Source organism: Pseudomonas sp. AIG, assembly GCF_977020205.1.
In genome coordinates, this window is sequence record NZ_CDROCK010000041.1 from 20,668 (window position 1) to 38,288 (window position 17,621).

Consider the following 17,621-nt stretch of genomic DNA (forward strand, 5'->3'; position numbering starts at 1 on the left):
TCAGCAACCTTCCTTGAGTGAACCGTCAGCCTCGACCGTCAGCGCAAACAACGCGCCGTGAGCGACCTCGACATTGAGCAGTTGCTCGCGCGGCAACCCGCGCGCTTGCGCCAGCAACAAACGCATCACACCGCCATGACTGATCAGCAACACCCTCTCACCGGCGTAAGCACTGTGCAGGCGCGCAACGGCCGCCAGCACTCGAGAAGAAAACTCGCTGACCGGTTCACCCTGCGGCGGCGTAAACGAATACGGATCGGCCCAGAACACCCCCAAGGCCTCGGCATCGGTCTCCATCAACGCTGCCGCGCTCTGCCCTTCCCACGCACCGAAATGCAGTTCTTGCAAATCCTTGTCGAGATGCACGGACAGGTTCAGTTGCTCACCCAACTCTGCGGCAAACCGCGCACAACGTTGCAACGGCGAACTGATGATCCGAACCCACGGCCCACCCTCGACCACGGCCGCACGCATTTGCGTCCAGCCCTTGTCGGTCAGCGCATCGTCGAGACTGCCACGCAGACCACCGCCCAGTTCCGTCTCACCGTGGCGCAACAGATCCAGATGCAATGTCATGCCGGACGATCCGCCACCGCTGCTTCGGCGAACGTCGCCATCTGCCCGTGCAGATCACAGGCCAAGCGCAACAGAGGCACCGCCAACGCCGCACCGCTGCCTTCACCCAGACGCAGACCGAGTTCCAGCAGTGGCTCGGCGTTCAGCGTTTCCAGCACATGGCGATGGCCCGGCTCGGCACCGCGATGACCGAACAACAACCACTCGCGGCAAGCCGGATTCAAACGCACCGCAACCAGCGCCGCGACCGTGCAGATAAAGCCGTCGACCAGCACCGCAACGCCTTCTTGAGCCGCCGCCAGATACGCACCGACCAGCGCGGCGATTTCGAAACCACCCAGATTGAACAAGGTTTGCAACGCATCGCCACGCTGCGCTGCATGCAATGCCAGCGCCCGCTCAATCACTTGTGCTTTATGACTGACACCTTCGGCATTCAGCCCGGTGCCGGGACCGGTCAGATGCGCCACCGGGCAATCGAGCAAGGCGCAGGCCAACGCACTTGCCGCCGTGGTGTTGCCAATGCCCATTTCACCGCCGATGAACAACTGTGCCCCAGCCGCTTTTGCCCGCAACAGACTGTCGCGACCGGCCTGCAACGCCAGCTCGCCCTGGGCCTGATTCATCGCCGCACCCAGCACGAAGTTCGCCGTGCCCGGGCCAATGTTCAAGTGGCGCACACCCGGCAGATTCAACGATGGATTCACCGTGCCCAGATCGACCACTTCCAGCTGCGCGCCGAGCTGACGCGCCAGCACGCTGATCGCCGCGCCGCCACTGACGAAGTTAAGCAGCATTTGCCCGGTGACTTCCTGCGGAAACGCCGAAACCCCTTCCGCCACCACGCCGTGATCGCCGGCAAAAATCGCGATCCAGACCTGCGCCAGCGTCGGTTTGACCTGACCTTGCAGACCGGCCAGTTGCACCGCCACCGATTCCAGTCGACCGAGCGAACCAGCCGGTTTGGTCAATTGCTGCTGTCGCGCCGTGGCTTGTTCAACGACGTTAATGTCGACCGGTTTGCACGGGTTCAACCACCAGGTTTGAGTCATAACGCAGGTCCTTTCAAAGTCAGGGGCAGGCCGGCGACGGTCAGGACAACACGCTGACAGCGCTCGGCCAAAGCTTGATGCAGCCAACCGGCTTCATCGACGTAGCGGCGAGTCAATTCGCCCAGCGGCACGACACCCATTCCGGTCTCGTTGCTGACAAAAATGATTTCACCCGGCAGCGAGGCCAGGCATTCGAACAGGGCTTCGCGCTCGGCGGCTAGGCGTTCGGCGTCGTCGAGCATCAACAGATTGGTCAGCCACAGGGTCAGGCAATCGACCAGCAGGCAACGCTCGGCGCTGGCGCTTTCGTGCAGGACGCGGGCCAGTTCCAAGGGTTCTTCAATGAGTGCCCAGTCGGCGGGACGGCGGGCGCGGTGATGGGCGACGCGGTCGCTCATTTCACCGTCCAGCGGTTGACTGGTGGCGATGTAGGTCACGGCAAGATTGCTTTCGCTGGCGAGTTTTTCCGCAAGGCGGCTTTTGCCGGAGCGGGCGCCGCCGAGGATCAGTTGGAGCATGGGGGATATCCTGAAAATTATGGGTTGAGCCGACTGGCGCTATCGCGAGCAGGCTCACTCCTACAAGGTATCTCGAGCAACCGTGAATTTTGTGTAAAACACATAACCCTGTAGGAGTGAGCTTGCTCGCGAAGAGGCCATTAAATTCAACTCAAATCCCACAGAGCTGACGCAACAGATCGGTATCCAGATGCTTCTCCACCAGATCCGCCAGCCGCTCGATATCGCGCTCGCGCAAGCCGTGGTAATCCACCTCCTGCACATCGCTTAACCCGGCCCAGCGCAACAACGCCGCACTCGCCGCCGGCGATTCGAACAAGCCATGCAGATACGTGCCGAACACTTGTCCATCGGCACTCTGAGCGCCATCACAACGACCGTCGTCCAGATGCACCGCCGCATTCTCCAGCGCCGCGCCGGTCGTGACGCCGGCATGAATTTCATAGCCGCTGACGTCGGCATCTTCCAGCGCCAGCCGCCCACGCACATTGCGCAACTGCTTCTCGGCTTCAAGCGTGGTGTCGAACGCCAGCAAGCCCAGACCGGCACTCGTGCCCGGCGCACCTTCGAGGCCGAGCGGGTCATGCACCTGCTCGCCGAGCATCTGCAGACCGCCGCAGATCCCCAGCAGTTTGCCGCCGTACCGCAGATGCCGAGAGATCGCCGCATCCCAGCCATTGGCGCGTAAATAAGCCAGATCGCTGCGCACGCTTTTCGAGCCCGGCAGAATGATCAAATCCGCCGCTGGAATCGCCTGTCCCGGGCCAACGAATTGCAGGTCGACCTGCGGATGCAAGCGCAGCGGATCGAAGTCGGTGTGATTGCTGATGCGCGGCAGCACCGGCACTACCACTTTCAGAACCTGCTCAGCCTTGTCAGTCTGGCGCTGATCAATGCCGTCCTCGGCCTCCAGATGCAGGTCCATCACGTAGGGCAGCACGCCGACCACCGGTTTGCCGGTGCGCTGTTCGAGCCAATCGAGGCCCGGTTGCAGCAAGGCGATGTCGCCACGGAAGCGATTGATGATGAAACCTTTGACCCGCGCCTGCTCACTCGGCGAGAGCAACTCCAGGGTGCCGACCAGATGGGCGAAAACCCCGCCACGGTTGATGTCGGCAATCAGCAGCACCGGGCAATCCACGGCTTCGGCAAAGCCCATGTTGGCGATGTCGCCGGCGCGCAGATTGATCTCGGCCGGCGAACCCGCGCCTTCGACCATCACCAGCGGATACGCGGCGCTGAGCCGCTGGTGGGACGCGAGCACCGCTTTCATCGCGATGGCTTTGTAGTCGTGATACGCCACGGCATTCATCGACGTCACCGCGCGACCATGGATGATCACTTGCGCGCCGGTGTCGCTGTTCGGCTTGAGCAACACCGGATTCATGTCGGTGTGCGGTTCAAGAAACGCCGCTTGCGCCTGCACCGCTTGCGCGCGGCCGATCTCACCGCCGTCGGCAGTCACGGCGCTGTTCAGCGCCATGTTCTGCGGCTTGAACGGAACGACCGCCACGCCCTGCCGGGTTGCCCAGCGGCACAGCGCTGTCACCAGTGTGCTTTTACCGGCATCGGAAGTGGTGCCCTGCACCATCAGGGTGGTCATGGGTGATCCTTGGCAAAAGCGCTTAAAGCGTGTTCGAGACGCGCCTCTTCAGCCGCATCGGCGGGCAGGCCAAAGCGCAAACTGCTGTTGTGGGTGAAGAGGCGCAGGAGAATGCCGCGACGGGCCATGAATGCGTGCAGCACTTCGGCATGCTCGGTGATCAGCCACTGGAACAGCGCGCAACCGCCCTGGGGTTTGAAGCCGTAGCGCTCAAGCAACGCCGCCAGCCGCTCACTGGCTTCATCGCTGCGAATCCGTTGGCGAGTGTGCCCTTCGGTGTCTTGCAGACACGCCTGCCCGAGCACCCGCGTCGGCCCGCTCACCGCCCAAGGCCCGACCTGTTCGGCGAGCAGTTTGAGCAATTTGCGCTCGGCCAGGACAAAGCCCAGACGCACCCCGGCCAGACCGAAAAACTTGCCGAACGAACGCAACACAATCAGCCCGACCTGATGCGCATACGGGGCCAGACTCAATGGCGGCGTGTTGTCCATGAAGGCTTCATCGACCACCAGCCAGCCACCGCGCCGGGCGAGCCGCGCATGCCAGTCGAGCAGACGTGCCGGGGTCAGACTCAGGCCGGTCGGATTGTTCGGGTTAACCACCACCAGTACGTCGAGACTGTCGAGAAAGAATTCGACTTCCTGCCCCAGCACTTCGCGCACGATGTAACCGCTACGGCGCCACGCTTCGGCATGTTCGGCATAACACGGTGACAGCACGCCAACCTTGCCGGCCCGACGCAAACGCGGCAGCAACTGAATGGCCATCTGCGAACCGGCCACCGGCAACACCTGTGCTGCACCGTAGTAATCGCATGCAGCTTGCTCCAGACCGTCATCGGTTTCCGGCAAACGCGCCCAGGCGCGCAGCGGGATTTCCGGGATCGGGAATGGCCACGGCGCGAGGCCGCTGGACAGGTCGAGCCAGTCAGCCTCGGCAATGCCGTAATCGAGTGCAGCCTTGCGCAGCCGGCCACCGTGCTCAAGCATAGAATTCAGCCCCCACGCAGAGAATCAGCAGCCATAACCATACGCCGCGCTGGACCAATTGCCAGCCACGGTCAATGGAATCGGCATCCGCTGGAGCGCCTTCACCCAGTTGCGGACGCTCATGCAGTTCGCCGTGATAAATCGCCGGCCCACCCAATTCCACGCCCAGCGCACCGGCACCGGCCGCCATCACCGGACCGGCGTTGGGGCTGTCCCATTTTGGCGCCTGTGTACGCCAGCACTTCAATGCCAGTCGGGTTTTGCCCAGCAGCGCGTAGGTCAACGCCACCAGACGCGCAGGAATATAGTTGAGCACGTCGTCGATTTTCGCCGCCGCCCAGCCGAAACGTTCGAAGCGTTCGTTGCGATAGCCCCACATCGCATCGAGCGTGTTGCTCAAGCGATAGAGGACCACGCCCGGCGCGCCCGCCACGACAAACCAGAACAGCGCGGCAAACACCGCATCGCTGCCGTTTTCCAGCACCGACTCAGTGGCAGCGCGAGCGACCGCCGTGCTGTCGAGTTCATCGGTCTGGCGGCTGACCAGATAGCCGACTCGCTTGCGCGCCTCATCCAGATCATCTGCGCGCAAGGCTGCGGCTACCGGCGCCACATGCTCGCCGAGGCTGCGCATGCCGAGGGCGCAATACAGCGCGAGAATCTCGACGACCCAACCCACGTACGGCGCCCAGGAAAACGCGGTAGCGAGCAAGGTCAGCGGCAGCACCGCGATCACCCACGCGGTCACGCCATGGCTGCGCCAGCCCCGGCCACCGGCGTTGAAACGTTGCTCGATGCGACCGGCGAAATTGCCGAACGCCACCAGCGGATGCCAGCGTTTCGGTTCACCGAGCAGCGCATCCAGCGCGACCGCGGCGACACTCAACAACGCCACACTCATTGACTCACTCCCCAATAATTTTCGTACAGCAACTCATTGAGCGGCCGCGCCTGCGCCCACCCTTCGAGTACCAGCATCGGCGCCGGATAGAATTCCTTGACCGGGCCCAGACATAAAACGGCCAGAGGCTTGGCGCCTTCGGGCAACTTCAACAGATCAGCCAGTGCCTGCGGTTCGAACAGCGAGACCCAGCCCATGCCCAGACCTTCGGCGCGCGAGGCCAGCCACAGATTCTGGATGGCGCAGGTCAGCGAGGCCATGTCCATTTCCGGCAGCGTGCGGCGACCGAAAATGTGCTTTTCGCGATCGTCCATCAACGCGGCGACCAGCACTTCGGCGCAATCGTGGATGCCTTCGACCTTGAGTTTCATGAACTCGTCACTGCGTTCGCCGAGGGCTTCAGCGGTGCGGATGCGCTCTTCTTCGACGAGACTCTGGATCTGGCCGCGTAAAGTTCGGTCGCTGATGCGAATGAAACGCCAGGGCTGCATCAGGCCGACACTTGGGGCCTGGTGTGCGGCCTCCAGTAGCCGGCGCAGCAGTTGCGGCTCGACGGTGCCTCCGGTGAAGTGGCGCATGTCGCGGCGTTCGGCGATGGCTCTATAAACCGCTTCGCGCTCGGCCTCTGTAAATGCGTTGTCGGTCATGGCCTCTTCGCGAGCAAGCTCGCTCCCACATTGGACGGGGTGCTTGCTCAAGAAACGCGATCCCCTGTGGGAGCGAGCTTGCTCGCGAAGGCGGCCTCACGGTCTGGCGCAAACAATGCGGCAATCGCAGTCGGATTCGACGGGAAATAGAAGTGCACATAAGAAGCCGTCATCCGCCCTTCCCGATAAACCGCCTCGGCGCCACGCCCACCATTCGGGCTCAAACCACGGGCAATCGGCGTCAACTCAGTCGTCGTCAGGGAATGGTGATAAGTGTGACCACGCAACGAACCTTCCGGCAGATCCACCGCTTGCAGCGCCAGTGCCGCCAGACGCTTCTGCATCACTGCGTCGCCCTTAAGCAGCCCGACCAACTCAGCGCGAGTACCTTCAACGTCAGTCAGCGAGTCGAGCAGATACAGCATCCCGCCACACTCAGCGAGCAACGGTTTACCTGCCGCATGGTGCGCGCGAATCGCATCGAGCATCGCGGTGTTTTGCGACAACGCAACGTGATGCAGTTCCGGATAACCACCGGGCAAATACAAGCTATCTGCCTCCGGCAATTGCGTATCGCGAATCGGCGAGAAGAAACTCAACTCGGCGCCCATCGCCCGCAGCAGATCGAGACTCGCGCCATAGGTGAATGCAAACGCCTCATCACGCGCAACGGCAATGCGCACATCCTTCAGCAGCGGCTCGACAGCGATGACGTCAGGCGCGGCGAACTCAACCGCTGGTGGCAGCGCTACCTCGCAACTGCTGGCCAGTGCGTCGGCAGCGGCGTCGAGACGCACATCCAGGTCATTCAGTTCGCTGGCCTGCACCAGGCCGAGGTGACGGCTCGGCAGTTCGATGCCAGTCTCTCGCGATAACGCGCCGTACCAGCGCAGACCTTCCGTGAGGCTGCCTTCCAGCAATTGCGCATGGCGCAAGGTGCCGACACGATTGGCCAACACGCCGGCAAACGGCAGATCCGGCTGATACTTCGCCAAGCCCAGCGCCAACGCACCAAAGGTCTGCGCCATCGCCGTGCCGTCGATCACTCCGAGTACCGGCACACCAAAATGCCGCGCCAGATCGGCACTGGACGGCGTGCCGTCAAACAGGCCCATCACGCCTTCGATCAGAATCAGATCGGCCTCGGCGGCGGCTTCCCACAACAGACGCCGACTTTCCTGCTCGCCGATCATCCACATGTCCAGTTGATACACCGGCGCACCGCTGGCGCGCTCGAGGATCATCGGGTCGAGAAAGTCCGGGCCGCATTTGAACACGCGCACCTTGCGTCCCTGATTGCGATGCAAACGGGCGAGTGCGGCGGTGACGGTGGTCTTGCCCTGACCGGAGGCCGGCGCGGCGATGAGGACCGCCGGGCAGTGACGTGGTTGATTCAAAGTTCGACGCCTTTCTGCGCTTTGATGCCGGCCTGGAAGGCGTGTTTGAGCATGCCCATTTCAGTGACCGTGTCGCCCATTTCGATCATTTCCGGCTTGGCTGCACGACCGGTGACGATCACATGCTGCATCGGCGGACGCGCCTGCAGATCGCTGAGCACCTGATCGAGATCGAGATAACCGTGCTTGAGGGCGATGTTCAATTCGTCGAGCACCACCAGACCGATCGACGGATCGCGCAGCAGTTCGCGGGACACGGCCCATGCGGCCTCGGCGGCGGCGATATCGCGCTGACGGTCCTGGGTTTCCCAAGTGAAGCCTTCGCCCATCACATGGAAGCGCACCTGCTCAGGGAAGCGGCGGAAAAACAACTCTTCGCCGGTGCTGTTGCGGCCCTTGATGAACTGCACCACGCCGCACTGCATGCCGTGGCCCATGGCACGGGCGAGCATACCGAACGCCGAGCTGCTTTTGCCTTTGCCGTTGCCGGTCAGCACCAGCACCAGGCCGCACTCGTCAGGCGAGTTGGCGATGCGTTCGTCGATCACGGCTTTTTTGCGCTGCATACGGGCCAGATGGCGTTCGTCGCGCTCGGGGGAATCAGTCATGGGGGAGCTCTCCGTTGAGGCTGGATAACGGCGGGCAGGCACAAGAATAGACGGCAAAAAGCCTGGCATCGCCCACCGTGATGCCGCTGGATGGATCAGGCCGGTCTCCGGGCTCATGAGCGGCGTTTCGCCTGACTGCGCGCCTTCCCGCTTCTGTCGAGGCAGTGGCTCAAGGCGCAGCTTTTACTCATTTACCGTTGCGGGGGCAGCGCCGGGATCGTGGTGGCTCTTCGTGCGAAGACAACCCTCACCGGCTTCCCTGTTTCACTCTGTCGACGCGGGTCACAGAGCACCTGAAACAAGCCGCGAAGGTTAGAGGGTTGGGGGTGGAGCGTCAATTAAAGAGGCGGCCATCGGGCGAATAACTGCCGCCGATCAATTATCTGCCGCCAATCTTGTGCCACACTGATACAAATGATATCAAAGAGCCATGCTTTTCTCGAAAAGCCCACCACAACAATAAAGGATGATGACGATGCAAGGCATGATCATCAGCAACCCGCGCCTGGAATTTCTGCGCCCGGTGCTTGAACGCTGGTTTGACTGTATCGACCGTTACAACGCCGTGCGCGGCGACAGCGACACACCTTATTGGCATGACGAGAAAGCCAATCTCGGATTGCTCTCGGCGGCGGCGTGGATGGCCGAACTGGTCACGTTGAACGACACTGCCACGCGCAAACAGAACGAAGAAGGCGAGCGCAACGCTCGCGCCGATCTGTTTCTGGCCGGCGCCGAAGACCGCGCCTTTATCCAGGCCACTCAGCGCTGGCCGAAGGTTACCAACCTGAATCTGACCCAAGCCCTGCTGGATATCACCAACGACGCCAAGCGCATCAGCTATGCCAGCGACCTCAAGCTCGGCTGCCTGTTCGTCGCGCCGCAAAAAGCCCAGCACAGCGCCAGCCCCGAGGAGCTGCAGGACATGGTCGACGACCTGCAAAAGGAACACACCTGCGCGGTCGCCTGGTATTTCCCCTACGCCTATCGCAAGTTGCGCAGCGAAGCCGGCAACTATCACCCGGGCATCGCCGTGCTGTTCAAGGAAGCCCGCGGCTGAGCAGTTGAACCATCGGGCTTGCGCCCTCCTCTATGATTAAGAATGCATTCATAGGGAAGATCAGCAATGCGCAAGCCCCAGCTCGTTTTTGTCATCGCCTTCGCCGGAGGACTCGCCGCCTGCGGTGAAACCTCCAGCCTGCAAGTCTCCGACGGCACCGGCCCGTCACCGAAGCTGCCCGAACCGAACAAGACCCTGATCCCGACGGTGAACATCGCCCCGGCGATCGGCTGGCCCGCGGGCACTAAACCGACAGCCGCCGCCGGTACCCAAGTCGCAGCATTTGCCGAAGGTCTCGATCATCCGCGCTGGCTCTATGTGTTGCCCAACGGCGATGTGCTCGTGGCGGAAACCAATGCCCCGCCGAAGCCTGATGACAGCAGTGGCATTCGTGGCTGGGTGATGAAGAAAGTCATGGGCAAGGCTGGCGCGGGCGTGCCGAGTCCGAACCGCATCACCTTGCTGCGTGACGCCGATCATGATGGCTTCGCGGAAACACGCACGGTGTTCCTGCAGAACCTCAATTCGCCGTTCGGCATGACCCTGGTCGGCAATGATCTTTACGTCGCTGACACCGACCGCCTGCTGCGCTTTAACTACGAATCCGGCGCGACCGAGATCAAGTCACAGCCAATCAAGGTTGTCGATTTGCCCGGCGGTACGCTGAATCATCACTGGACGAAAAACGTTATTGCCAGCAAGGACGGCAGCAAGCTCTATGTCACCGTCGGCTCGAACAGCAACGTCGGCGAAAATGGTCTGGATAAGGAAGAAGGCCGCGCGGCGATCTGGGAAGTCGATCGGGCGACCGGTAATCACCGGATCTTCGCCTCGGGCATCCGCAACCCCAATGGCCTGGCCTGGGAGCCGAAAAGTGGCGCGCTGTGGACAGCGGTGAATGAGCGCGACGAGATCGGCAGTGATCTGGTGCCGGACTACATCACCTCGGTGAAGGACGGTGGCTTCTATGGCTGGCCGTTCAGTTACTACGGTCAGCATGTCGATGTCCGCGTGTCGCCGCAAAACCCGGACCTGGTGGCCAAAGCCATCGCCCCGGATTACGCGGTCGGGCCGCACACCGCCTCGCTGGGCCTGAGCTTTGCCGAGGGCAACACCCTGCCGGCGCAGTTCAAGGAAGGCGCATTCATTGGCCAGCACGGCTCGTGGAACCGCAAACCGCACAGTGGCTACAAAGTGATTTTCGTGCCGTTTACCGGTGGCAAGCCGAGCGGCAAACCGGTGGATGTACTGACCGGTTTCCTCGACAAGGACGAGAATGCATTGGGCCGCCCGGTGGGCGTGGTGATCGATCAGCAAGGTGGTCTGCTGGTGGCGGACGATGTTGGCAACAAGGTGTGGCGAGTGTCTTCTGCCAAATAACTTGCCGCCTGACACATAACAAATGTGGGAGCGAGCTTGCTCGCGAAAGCGTCGGGTCAGTCAATATTGAATTGAATGACACACCGCCTTCGCGAGCAAGCTCGCTCCCACATGGGTTTTGCGTTGTCTTTACTACGGGTTATGCGCCAGATGCTCCGGCTGCAACACCCGCTTGGCACTCAGATAAGCTTTCTGCCAATACGCCTTCGACAGGCTGTCGAGCTTGACCGTACCACCCGTGGCCGGCGCATGCACAAAGCGCCCCTCTCCGACGTAAATCCCCGCATGACTGACCTGCGAGCCGCCATTGGTGGCGAAGAAAATCAGGTCACCAGTCTGCAAGCCTTCCTTGCCGACATTCGGTGCCTGCATGACGATCAGCTCACGCGTCGAACGCGGCAAAGAGATGCCCGCCGCATCACGGTAGACAAAACCGATCAGCCCGCTGCAATCAAAGCCTGAATCCGGCGTGTTGCCGCCCCAGCGATAAGGCGTGCCCACCAAGCCAAGCGCGCGAAACAGCACGTCTTCAGCAGCAGGTGAAAAAGCTTGGGAGGGGCCGAACACGACCGGCGCGCGAACCACCGGCGCAGGTGGCGGTGTACGACTGGCGCAGGCGCTGAGCAGCGCTACGCAGAGCATCAATGTGAGGCGGGCCGACATCGTCATAAGCAGAACATCCTGATCTGGCTGCGGCTTTTTCTGCCGGAGGGCAGAAAACAAAACCGCCTGCGTGAGCACGCAGGCGGTTTGCCATCAAACTAGATAAAGGATTCTAGCGGCTACGCGGCAAACTTCAAGTAAGACTTTAACTTCACCTTGTAAAGTCTAGGTCTACTCCGTTGCCGGAAGCCTGATTGTCGCCGCGAACGCAGCGACAACAGGGGAATTACTTACGAGCCGTGACGACTGTCGGAGCGTTCGCCAGTGCGCGTTTCGCTTCGATGAAAGTCTTGCTCCAGTAGCTGTCACCCAGGCTGTCGATGCGAACACCGCCGCTGCGACGACTGCTGGAGTGGATGAACTGGTTGTCACCGAGGTAGATCCCGGCGTGACTGACACGACCGCGACGACCGTTGGTGGCGAAGAACAGCAGATCGCCCGGCTCAAGGTTACTGCGCGACACCAGAGGCGCATCGACGTTGATCATTTCGCGCGTGGAGCGTGGCAGGTTCATGCCAGCTTCTTCGCGGAACAGGTAGCCGATGAAACCGCTGCAATCGAAACCGGCTTCAGAGGTACCGCCGAAACGGTAACGGGTACCGATCAGGGACATGCCGCGTTCAAGGATGCTGTCGGCCAGAACAGGAAGCTGATAAGGCTTCTTGCCATTGAATTCGTTGAGTTCTTTTTCGGTGTCCAACTCTTCCTGGTAAATAACGGAAGACTGAGCCGTGGCAGAATTTTTAACCTGTTGAGGCTGCTCTTGGACTGGAGAATGAGCAGCGCAACCGTACAACAGGGTGACGAGTGCGAGAGGCACGAGGGGTGCGAAGCGCTTTAGCATGGGCACGACCGTGGCTGATAGTTGTAAAGAAGCCGAGACTATGCCCGCTATCAGCCTCATTTGCAAATTCAATCGATCTTTTTGTGACTTCCCGGTTTCTCGTTTACATCTAAGCGCTTAAGCCCATTTGAACCGATACGCGGCCTGCACACCGTGCAGGAAAGCGGATTTTCTGGCGCCTGAAATATGCCGAAACACGCTGAAAGCCGCAGAATCAAAGGGATAGCTACCAGCCCAGGGTTTCTTTCAGGAAGGGAATGGTCAGCTTGCGCTGAGCCTGCAACGAGGCCTGATCGAGCTGTTCAAGCAAGTCAAACAGCGCACTCATGCTGCGAGTGCCGCGAGTCAAAATAAAATGGCCGACTTCATCGGTCAGGTGCAGACCGCGACGCGATGCGCGCAACTGCAAGGCGCGCAATTTGTCTTCATCGGAAAGTGGGCGCATCTGGAAAATCAGCGCCAGGGTCAGGCGAGACTTCAAGTCAGCCAGTTTGACCGGCAATTCACGCGGAGAAGTGGACGCGGCAATCAGCAAGCGCCGACCGCTGTCACGCAGACGGTTGAAAAGATGAAACATCGCCTCTTCCCAGTCAGCCTTGCCGGCGATCACCTGCAAATCATCCAGGCAAACCAGTTCGTACTGTTCAAGGTTATCGAGGATTTCGACACCGCGATCCATCAACTCGGCCAACGGCAGGTACACCGCCGGCTCGCCCATCTGCTCGAATCGCAGACACGCCGCCTGCAACAGATGCGTACGCCCTACGCCGTGTTTGCCCCACAGGTAGATCAGGCTTTCTGTCCAGCCGGCGTCGGCTTCGCATAGACGCTCGACATAGCCGAGTGCAGCGGCATTGGCGCCTGGGTAGTAGTTGATGAAGGTGGCGTCGTCACGCAGACGCACACCTAGGGGCAGCTGAATCGGTTTCATGCTGACTGAACAGTTCTCAAGGAACCGTTAGTGGCCTCTGTGTAAAGTTTGCGAAGTTTATACCCGTGAAGCTGAGCGCACAATGCGACAGAGTCCAAGCAAAATCAAAGGTTTGCGTTAACGCACTGGTTTTATGACAGATTCTTTGGCGCCAGCGGCTGCAGGACACGGGCCAACCCGGCGATTCGCCGGGCCGCCCTGCGCCATTACAGCTCTGGATCGTCCACACCACTATAGATGTCGGAATCCTTGTACAAATCGTGCACATGGCGCACCAACACCATGATCACCGCCGCCACTGGCAACGCCAGCAGCACACCAGTGAAACCGAACAGCTCGCCGCCGGCCAGAATCGCAAAGATCACCGCTACCGGATGCAGGCCGATACGGTCGCCGACCAGCAATGGCGTCAGCACCATGCCTTCCAGCGCCTGACCGACCATGAACACCGCAACGATCCCGACCATCGGATACAGATCGCCGCCAAACTGGAACAGCCCGGCAATCAGCGCCGCGCCAATACCAATCACGAAGCCCATGTACGGCACGATCGCCGCCAGGCCCGCGATCAGACCGATCAACAGCCCCAACTCCAGCCCGACAATCATCAGGCCCGCTGCGTAGATCACGCCCAGCGCCACCATGACCAGCAACTGACCGCGAACGAACGCGCCCAATACCTCATGACATTCACCGGCCAGCGATACGATGGTCTCTTCACGATCACGCGGCAGCAGGCTGCGGATCTTGGCCATCATCACGTCCCAGTCGCGCAGCAGATAGAAACTCACCACCGGGATCAGCACCAGATTCGCCAGCCACCCAATCAACGCCAGACTCGACGCGGTCGCCTGACTCAGCACCACACTGACGATGTCGGTGGTCTGGCCCATGTGCTCGCTGATCGCCGCCTTGACCTTGTCGAATTTCCAGAAACCGTCCGAAAGCCCCAGCTTCGCCTGGGCCCACGGCAGCGCCGTGTGTTGCAGCCAGTCGAGCATTTGCGGCGCCAGCTCGTACAAGCGCAGCAACTGCTTGGCGAGCATCGGCACCAACACCAGCAACAGCGCGGTGACAATCAGGGTAAACAAGGCAAATACCGCGATCACGCCCCAGGTTCGCGACAAACCGAGCCGTTCCAGGCGATCCACCAGCGGATCGAACAGATAAGCCAACAACAGCGCCACCAGAAACGGCGTAAGGATCGGGTGCAGCAACCATACAAATGCGCAAAGCAGGACTACCCCACCGAGCCAGAACCAACGCCGCGTATCGGCCATGTACCACTCCTGTTTCTTCTATATAAGGAAAGACTTACCAGCGAAACCGCAACGACGGTGCTGCCGGGGCCGGAGCCGCGACCGGTGCTGCACCTGCAACTGCAGGCTGTGGCGCCGCCACCTGAGCCGGCGCCTCGGCCGGCAACTCCTGCAACTTCGCCAGCGACAACTGCGCCCGCATCTGATCGGCACTGCCATTGACCCGATAGACGATACGATCGCCATCAACACTTTGCAGACGTCCCCCAAACGGCTCGAGCAACCGCAATAACGTCGCATAGTGCTCAAGGGTCATGCCCTGCACCTCCAGAGTCTGTTGCCCCGAAGTGCCCGGTTTGGCAACAAACCGTGGCGCCAGTCGCTCGGCCACCGCCAGCATCACCGCGTCAGCGACCGCAGCCTGATCGGCGCCCTGCACACTGCCCGCCTCTTTCTGATCGCCCAGCCACAAATGCCACTTGGCCTGCCACTGCCCGCCCTCTTCACGGGCATGCACCGCCAGCAAAGCGTCAGCGTTGTAGCGTTCGGAGGCGCCGCGCAAAGGTGCCGGATCCGTACCCTCCAACGCTGGCGCCGTGGCGACCAGTTGTTCGCTCAGGTCCGCCAGCGGCAAACGTAGCGGCAAGCCGCGATGTTGCGCTGCCGCACGCAACGGCGCGGCAGCGGCCTGACCGTCACCGACCAGACTCGAACCCTCGGCCGAATCGTTGAGCCACCAACTCAGGATCGACGGGCGACTGGCGCCCCACACCGACAACCCGGCACGCCGCAACGCCTGCTCGGTGGTCGCCGGATCGAAATCGACCTTCAGCACCTCCGGCGGCCCGGCGTCAAAACCGAACTGACTGATAATTTGCTGCGGATCTTTGCGAATCGCCGCCAACCCCGGATTTTGTGGCGCTTTAGGGTCGCCCGTCAGACGCAACACCAGCGTATCGAGCGCCGCCTGCGTGGCGCGATCACGCTCTTCCGGCGCCTGGCCATTGACCGGCTCACGCACTTGATAAAGGCCTTTGAGATTTTCGGCGTGACTCGCCAGGCTGATCAGAGACAAACAACCCACAAACAACAATTTACAAAAACGCATGGAGAATTCCCGTCGACAGGAGCGGCTGGAACAGGCCGCGTGAACCGGTTAAGCAAGGCTGTGACAATCTGCCATCGCAAAACATTCACACGGCAGCGGTAAGTTTTTGCACAGTGATAACGATAGACGGTTAATCGCCACACCTTATACAGGCACCCGCAGGCCTTAATTGCAAAAAATTTCCCGAGATATGGCCCTGCCCGTCGGTGCGAGGATGGCCGCTGCCCCTCAAGCCTGATAAAATCGCGCGCCTTCGCAGACCGGCAACAGCCGGGCACCTCGAAACTCGCGTGAGGCCATCGCCCCCTCGATTTCGAAGTTCCCGCTGAACTCGGTCGTTACCCCTGAATCCCCTCCCCTAAAGGCCTGGATCATGAGCAAGCAACCCTCCCTGAGCTACAAGGACGCCGGTGTAGACATCGACGCCGGTGAAGCATTGGTCGAACGCATCAAGAGCGTCGCCAAGCGCACTGCGCGCCCGGAAGTCATGGGCGGCCTGGGCGGTTTCGGCGCCCTCTGCGAAATCCCGGCCGGCTACAAGCAGCCCGTGCTGGTGTCCGGCACCGACGGCGTCGGCACCAAGCTGCGTCTGGCGCTGAACCTGAACAAGCACGACAGCATCGGTATCGACCTGGTTGCCATGTGCGTGAACGACCTCGTGGTGTGCGGCGCCGAGCCGCTGTTCTTCCTCGACTACTACGCCACCGGCAAACTGAATGTTGAGACCGCGACCCAGGTCGTGACCGGCATCGGCGCTGGCTGCGAACTGTCGGGTTGCTCGCTGGTTGGTGGCGAAACCGCTGAAATGCCAGGCATGTACGAAGGCGAAGACTACGACCTGGCCGGCTTCTGCGTCGGCGTTGTGGAAAAAGCTGAAATCATCGACGGCTCGAAAGTCGCCACCGGTGACGCCTTGATCGCGCTGCCATCGTCCGGCCCGCACTCGAACGGCTACTCGCTGATCCGCAAGATCATCGAAGTCTCCGGTGCCGACATCGAAAACATCCAGCTCGACGGCAAACCACTGACCGACCTGCTGATGGCCCCGACCCGCATCTACGTGAAGCCGCTGCTCAAGCTGATCAAAGACACCGGCGCCGTCAAAGCCATGGCCCACATCACCGGTGGCGGCCTGCTCGACAACATCCCGCGCGTTCTGCCAAAAGGCGCTCAGGCCGTGGTTGACGTGGCTAGCTGGACTCGCCCTGCCGTGTTCGACTGGCTGCAAGAGAAGGGCAACGTTGACGAGACCGAAATGCACCGCGTGCTGAACTGCGGCGTCGGCATGGTTATCTGCGTAGCTCAGGAGCACGTTGAGGTTGCGCTGAACACCCTGCGTGACGCCGGCGAACAGCCTTGGGTCATCGGTCAGATCGCTGCCGCTGCCGAAGGCGCTGCTCAGGTTGATCTGCAGAACCTTAAGGCTCATTAATGTCCGCAACCTGTGATGTCGTGGTGCTGTTGTCCGGCACCGGCAGTAACTTGCAGGCTCTGATCGACAGCACGCGGGCCGGCGACAACCCGGTCCGCATCGCTGCAGTGATTTCCAATCGCGCCGACGCCTACGGCCTGCAACGCGCCAGTGACGCGGGTATCGCTACCCGCTCGCTGGATCACAAGGCATTCGAAGGTCGCGAGGCCTTCGATGCTGCTCTGATCGAACTGATCGACGAATTCCAACCGAAACTCGTGGTACTGGCCGGTTTCATGCGCATTCTCAGCGCTGATTTCGTTCGCCACTACCAGGGTCGCCTGCTCAACATCCACCCGTCGCTGCTGCCCAAATACAAAGGGTTACACACTCATCAGCGCGCGCTGGAGGCCGGCGACACGGAACACGGCTGCTCCGTGCACTTCGTCACCGAGGAACTCGATGGCGGACCACTGGTCGTACAGGCAGTATTACCGGTAGAGTTGCACGACACGCCGCAGAGTCTTGCGCAGCGAGTCCACGTTCAGGAACACCTGATCTATCCGATGGCTGTTCGCTGGTTTGCCGAAGGCAGACTGGCACTCGGTGAACACGGTGCTTTACTGGATGGCCAGTTACTCGCGGCCAGCGGCCACTTGATTCGACACTAGGAG

Annotated in this window: 18 protein-coding genes and 1 riboswitch; of the genes, 4 read left to right on the forward strand and 14 right to left on the reverse strand. The window is 61.1% G+C overall.

Features of this window, described 5'->3' with window-relative positions; translation table 11 throughout:
• The 9 genes from cobC to cobO all read right to left on the reverse strand — a co-directional run bounded on the left by cobC (position 1) and on the right by cobO (position 8,291).
• Entirely contained in the window at positions 1 to 576 is a 576-nt protein-coding gene (cobC, locus tag ACWR1S_RS21615) for an alpha-ribazole phosphatase family protein (protein WP_454564912.1), read from the reverse strand.
• Positions 573 to 1,628 carry a nicotinate-nucleotide--dimethylbenzimidazole phosphoribosyltransferase gene (cobT, locus tag ACWR1S_RS21620; RefSeq protein WP_454564913.1) on the reverse strand — a complete coding sequence of 352 codons (1,056 nt, stop codon included), beginning with the start codon at positions 1,626 to 1,628 and terminating at the stop codon, positions 573 to 575. The genes cobC and cobT overlap by 4 nt, the downstream gene beginning before the upstream one ends.
• On the reverse strand, positions 1,625 to 2,146 hold the full coding sequence (gene cobU / locus ACWR1S_RS21625) for a bifunctional adenosylcobinamide kinase/adenosylcobinamide-phosphate guanylyltransferase (RefSeq protein ID WP_454564914.1): 522 nt from the start codon (positions 2,144 to 2,146) through the stop codon (positions 1,625 to 1,627). Before cobU ends, cobT begins: the two co-directional genes overlap by 4 nt.
• A gap of 151 nt (positions 2,147 to 2,297) precedes the next feature.
• Positions 2,298 to 3,749: a cobyric acid synthase gene (locus ACWR1S_RS21630; RefSeq protein WP_454564915.1), complete on the reverse strand. Its 1,452-nt coding sequence runs from the start codon at positions 3,747 to 3,749 to the stop codon at positions 2,298 to 2,300.
• Positions 3,746 to 4,738, reverse strand: coding sequence for a threonine-phosphate decarboxylase CobD (gene cobD, locus ACWR1S_RS21635; RefSeq protein WP_454564916.1), 993 nt, complete (start codon positions 4,736 to 4,738; stop codon positions 3,746 to 3,748). Before cobD ends, ACWR1S_RS21630 begins: the two co-directional genes overlap by 4 nt.
• A complete protein-coding gene (gene cbiB / locus ACWR1S_RS21640) occupies positions 4,731 to 5,639 on the reverse strand; it encodes an adenosylcobinamide-phosphate synthase CbiB (RefSeq protein ID WP_150774384.1) in 909 nt (302 codons plus the stop codon). Before cbiB ends, cobD begins: the two co-directional genes overlap by 8 nt.
• Positions 5,636 to 6,286: a 5,6-dimethylbenzimidazole synthase gene (gene bluB / locus ACWR1S_RS21645; RefSeq protein WP_454564917.1), complete on the reverse strand. Its 651-nt coding sequence runs from the start codon at positions 6,284 to 6,286 to the stop codon at positions 5,636 to 5,638. The genes cbiB and bluB overlap by 4 nt, the downstream gene beginning before the upstream one ends.
• A gap of 47 nt (positions 6,287 to 6,333) precedes the next feature.
• Positions 6,334 to 7,683, reverse strand: coding sequence for a cobyrinate a,c-diamide synthase (locus tag ACWR1S_RS21650; protein WP_454564918.1), 1,350 nt, complete (start codon positions 7,681 to 7,683; stop codon positions 6,334 to 6,336).
• Positions 7,680 to 8,291 (reverse strand): cob(I)yrinic acid a,c-diamide adenosyltransferase, encoded by a 612-nt coding sequence (cobO, locus tag ACWR1S_RS21655; RefSeq protein WP_003223053.1) that lies wholly within the window; start codon positions 8,289 to 8,291, stop codon positions 7,680 to 7,682. Before cobO ends, ACWR1S_RS21650 begins: the two co-directional genes overlap by 4 nt.
• A gap of 81 nt (positions 8,292 to 8,372) precedes the next feature.
• A riboswitch (cobalamin riboswitch) is annotated at positions 8,373 to 8,603 on the reverse strand.
• A gap of 163 nt (positions 8,604 to 8,766) precedes the next feature.
• Here cobO and ACWR1S_RS21660 point away from each other — a divergent pair.
• The gene (locus ACWR1S_RS21660; RefSeq protein WP_077571724.1) at positions 8,767 to 9,351 is read left to right on the forward strand and encodes a hypothetical protein; all 585 of its coding nucleotides are present in this window, start codon (positions 8,767 to 8,769) and stop codon (positions 9,349 to 9,351) included.
• Between the two features lie 66 nt (positions 9,352 to 9,417).
• Positions 9,418 to 10,731 carry a PQQ-dependent sugar dehydrogenase gene (locus ACWR1S_RS21665; RefSeq protein WP_454564919.1) on the forward strand — a complete coding sequence of 438 codons (1,314 nt, stop codon included), beginning with the start codon at positions 9,418 to 9,420 and terminating at the stop codon, positions 10,729 to 10,731.
• A 132-nt stretch (positions 10,732 to 10,863) separates the two neighbouring features.
• Here ACWR1S_RS21665 and ACWR1S_RS21670 read toward each other — a convergent pair whose 3' ends face one another.
• The 5 genes from ACWR1S_RS21670 to ACWR1S_RS21690 form a co-directional block, all read right to left on the reverse strand.
• Positions 10,864 to 11,400 (reverse strand): C40 family peptidase, encoded by a 537-nt coding sequence (locus ACWR1S_RS21670; RefSeq protein WP_077571722.1) that lies wholly within the window; start codon positions 11,398 to 11,400, stop codon positions 10,864 to 10,866.
• Between the two features lie 220 nt (positions 11,401 to 11,620).
• A complete protein-coding gene (locus ACWR1S_RS21675) occupies positions 11,621 to 12,238 on the reverse strand; it encodes a C40 family peptidase (protein WP_007919826.1) in 618 nt (205 codons plus the stop codon).
• 226 nt (positions 12,239 to 12,464) lie between these two features.
• Positions 12,465 to 13,169: a DnaA regulatory inactivator Hda gene (gene hda, locus ACWR1S_RS21680; RefSeq protein WP_007919828.1), complete on the reverse strand. Its 705-nt coding sequence runs from the start codon at positions 13,167 to 13,169 to the stop codon at positions 12,465 to 12,467.
• A gap of 206 nt (positions 13,170 to 13,375) precedes the next feature.
• Positions 13,376 to 14,449, reverse strand: a complete 1,074-nt coding sequence (locus tag ACWR1S_RS21685; protein WP_454564920.1) for an AI-2E family transporter — start codon at positions 14,447 to 14,449, stop codon at positions 13,376 to 13,378.
• Positions 14,450 to 14,483: 34 nt separating this feature from the next.
• Entirely contained in the window at positions 14,484 to 15,536 is a 1,053-nt protein-coding gene (locus ACWR1S_RS21690; RefSeq protein ID WP_454564921.1) for a DUF2066 domain-containing protein, read from the reverse strand.
• Positions 15,537 to 15,909: 373 nt separating this feature from the next.
• On the opposite strand from ACWR1S_RS21690, the gene purM reads away from it, so the two are divergent.
• Positions 15,910 to 16,968, forward strand: coding sequence for a phosphoribosylformylglycinamidine cyclo-ligase (gene purM, locus ACWR1S_RS21695; RefSeq protein ID WP_008082936.1), 1,059 nt, complete (start codon positions 15,910 to 15,912; stop codon positions 16,966 to 16,968).
• Entirely contained in the window at positions 16,968 to 17,618 is a 651-nt protein-coding gene (gene purN, locus ACWR1S_RS21700) for a phosphoribosylglycinamide formyltransferase (protein ID WP_454564922.1), read from the forward strand. The genes purM and purN overlap by 1 nt, the downstream gene beginning before the upstream one ends.
• Positions 17,619 to 17,621: the final 3 nt, after the last annotated feature.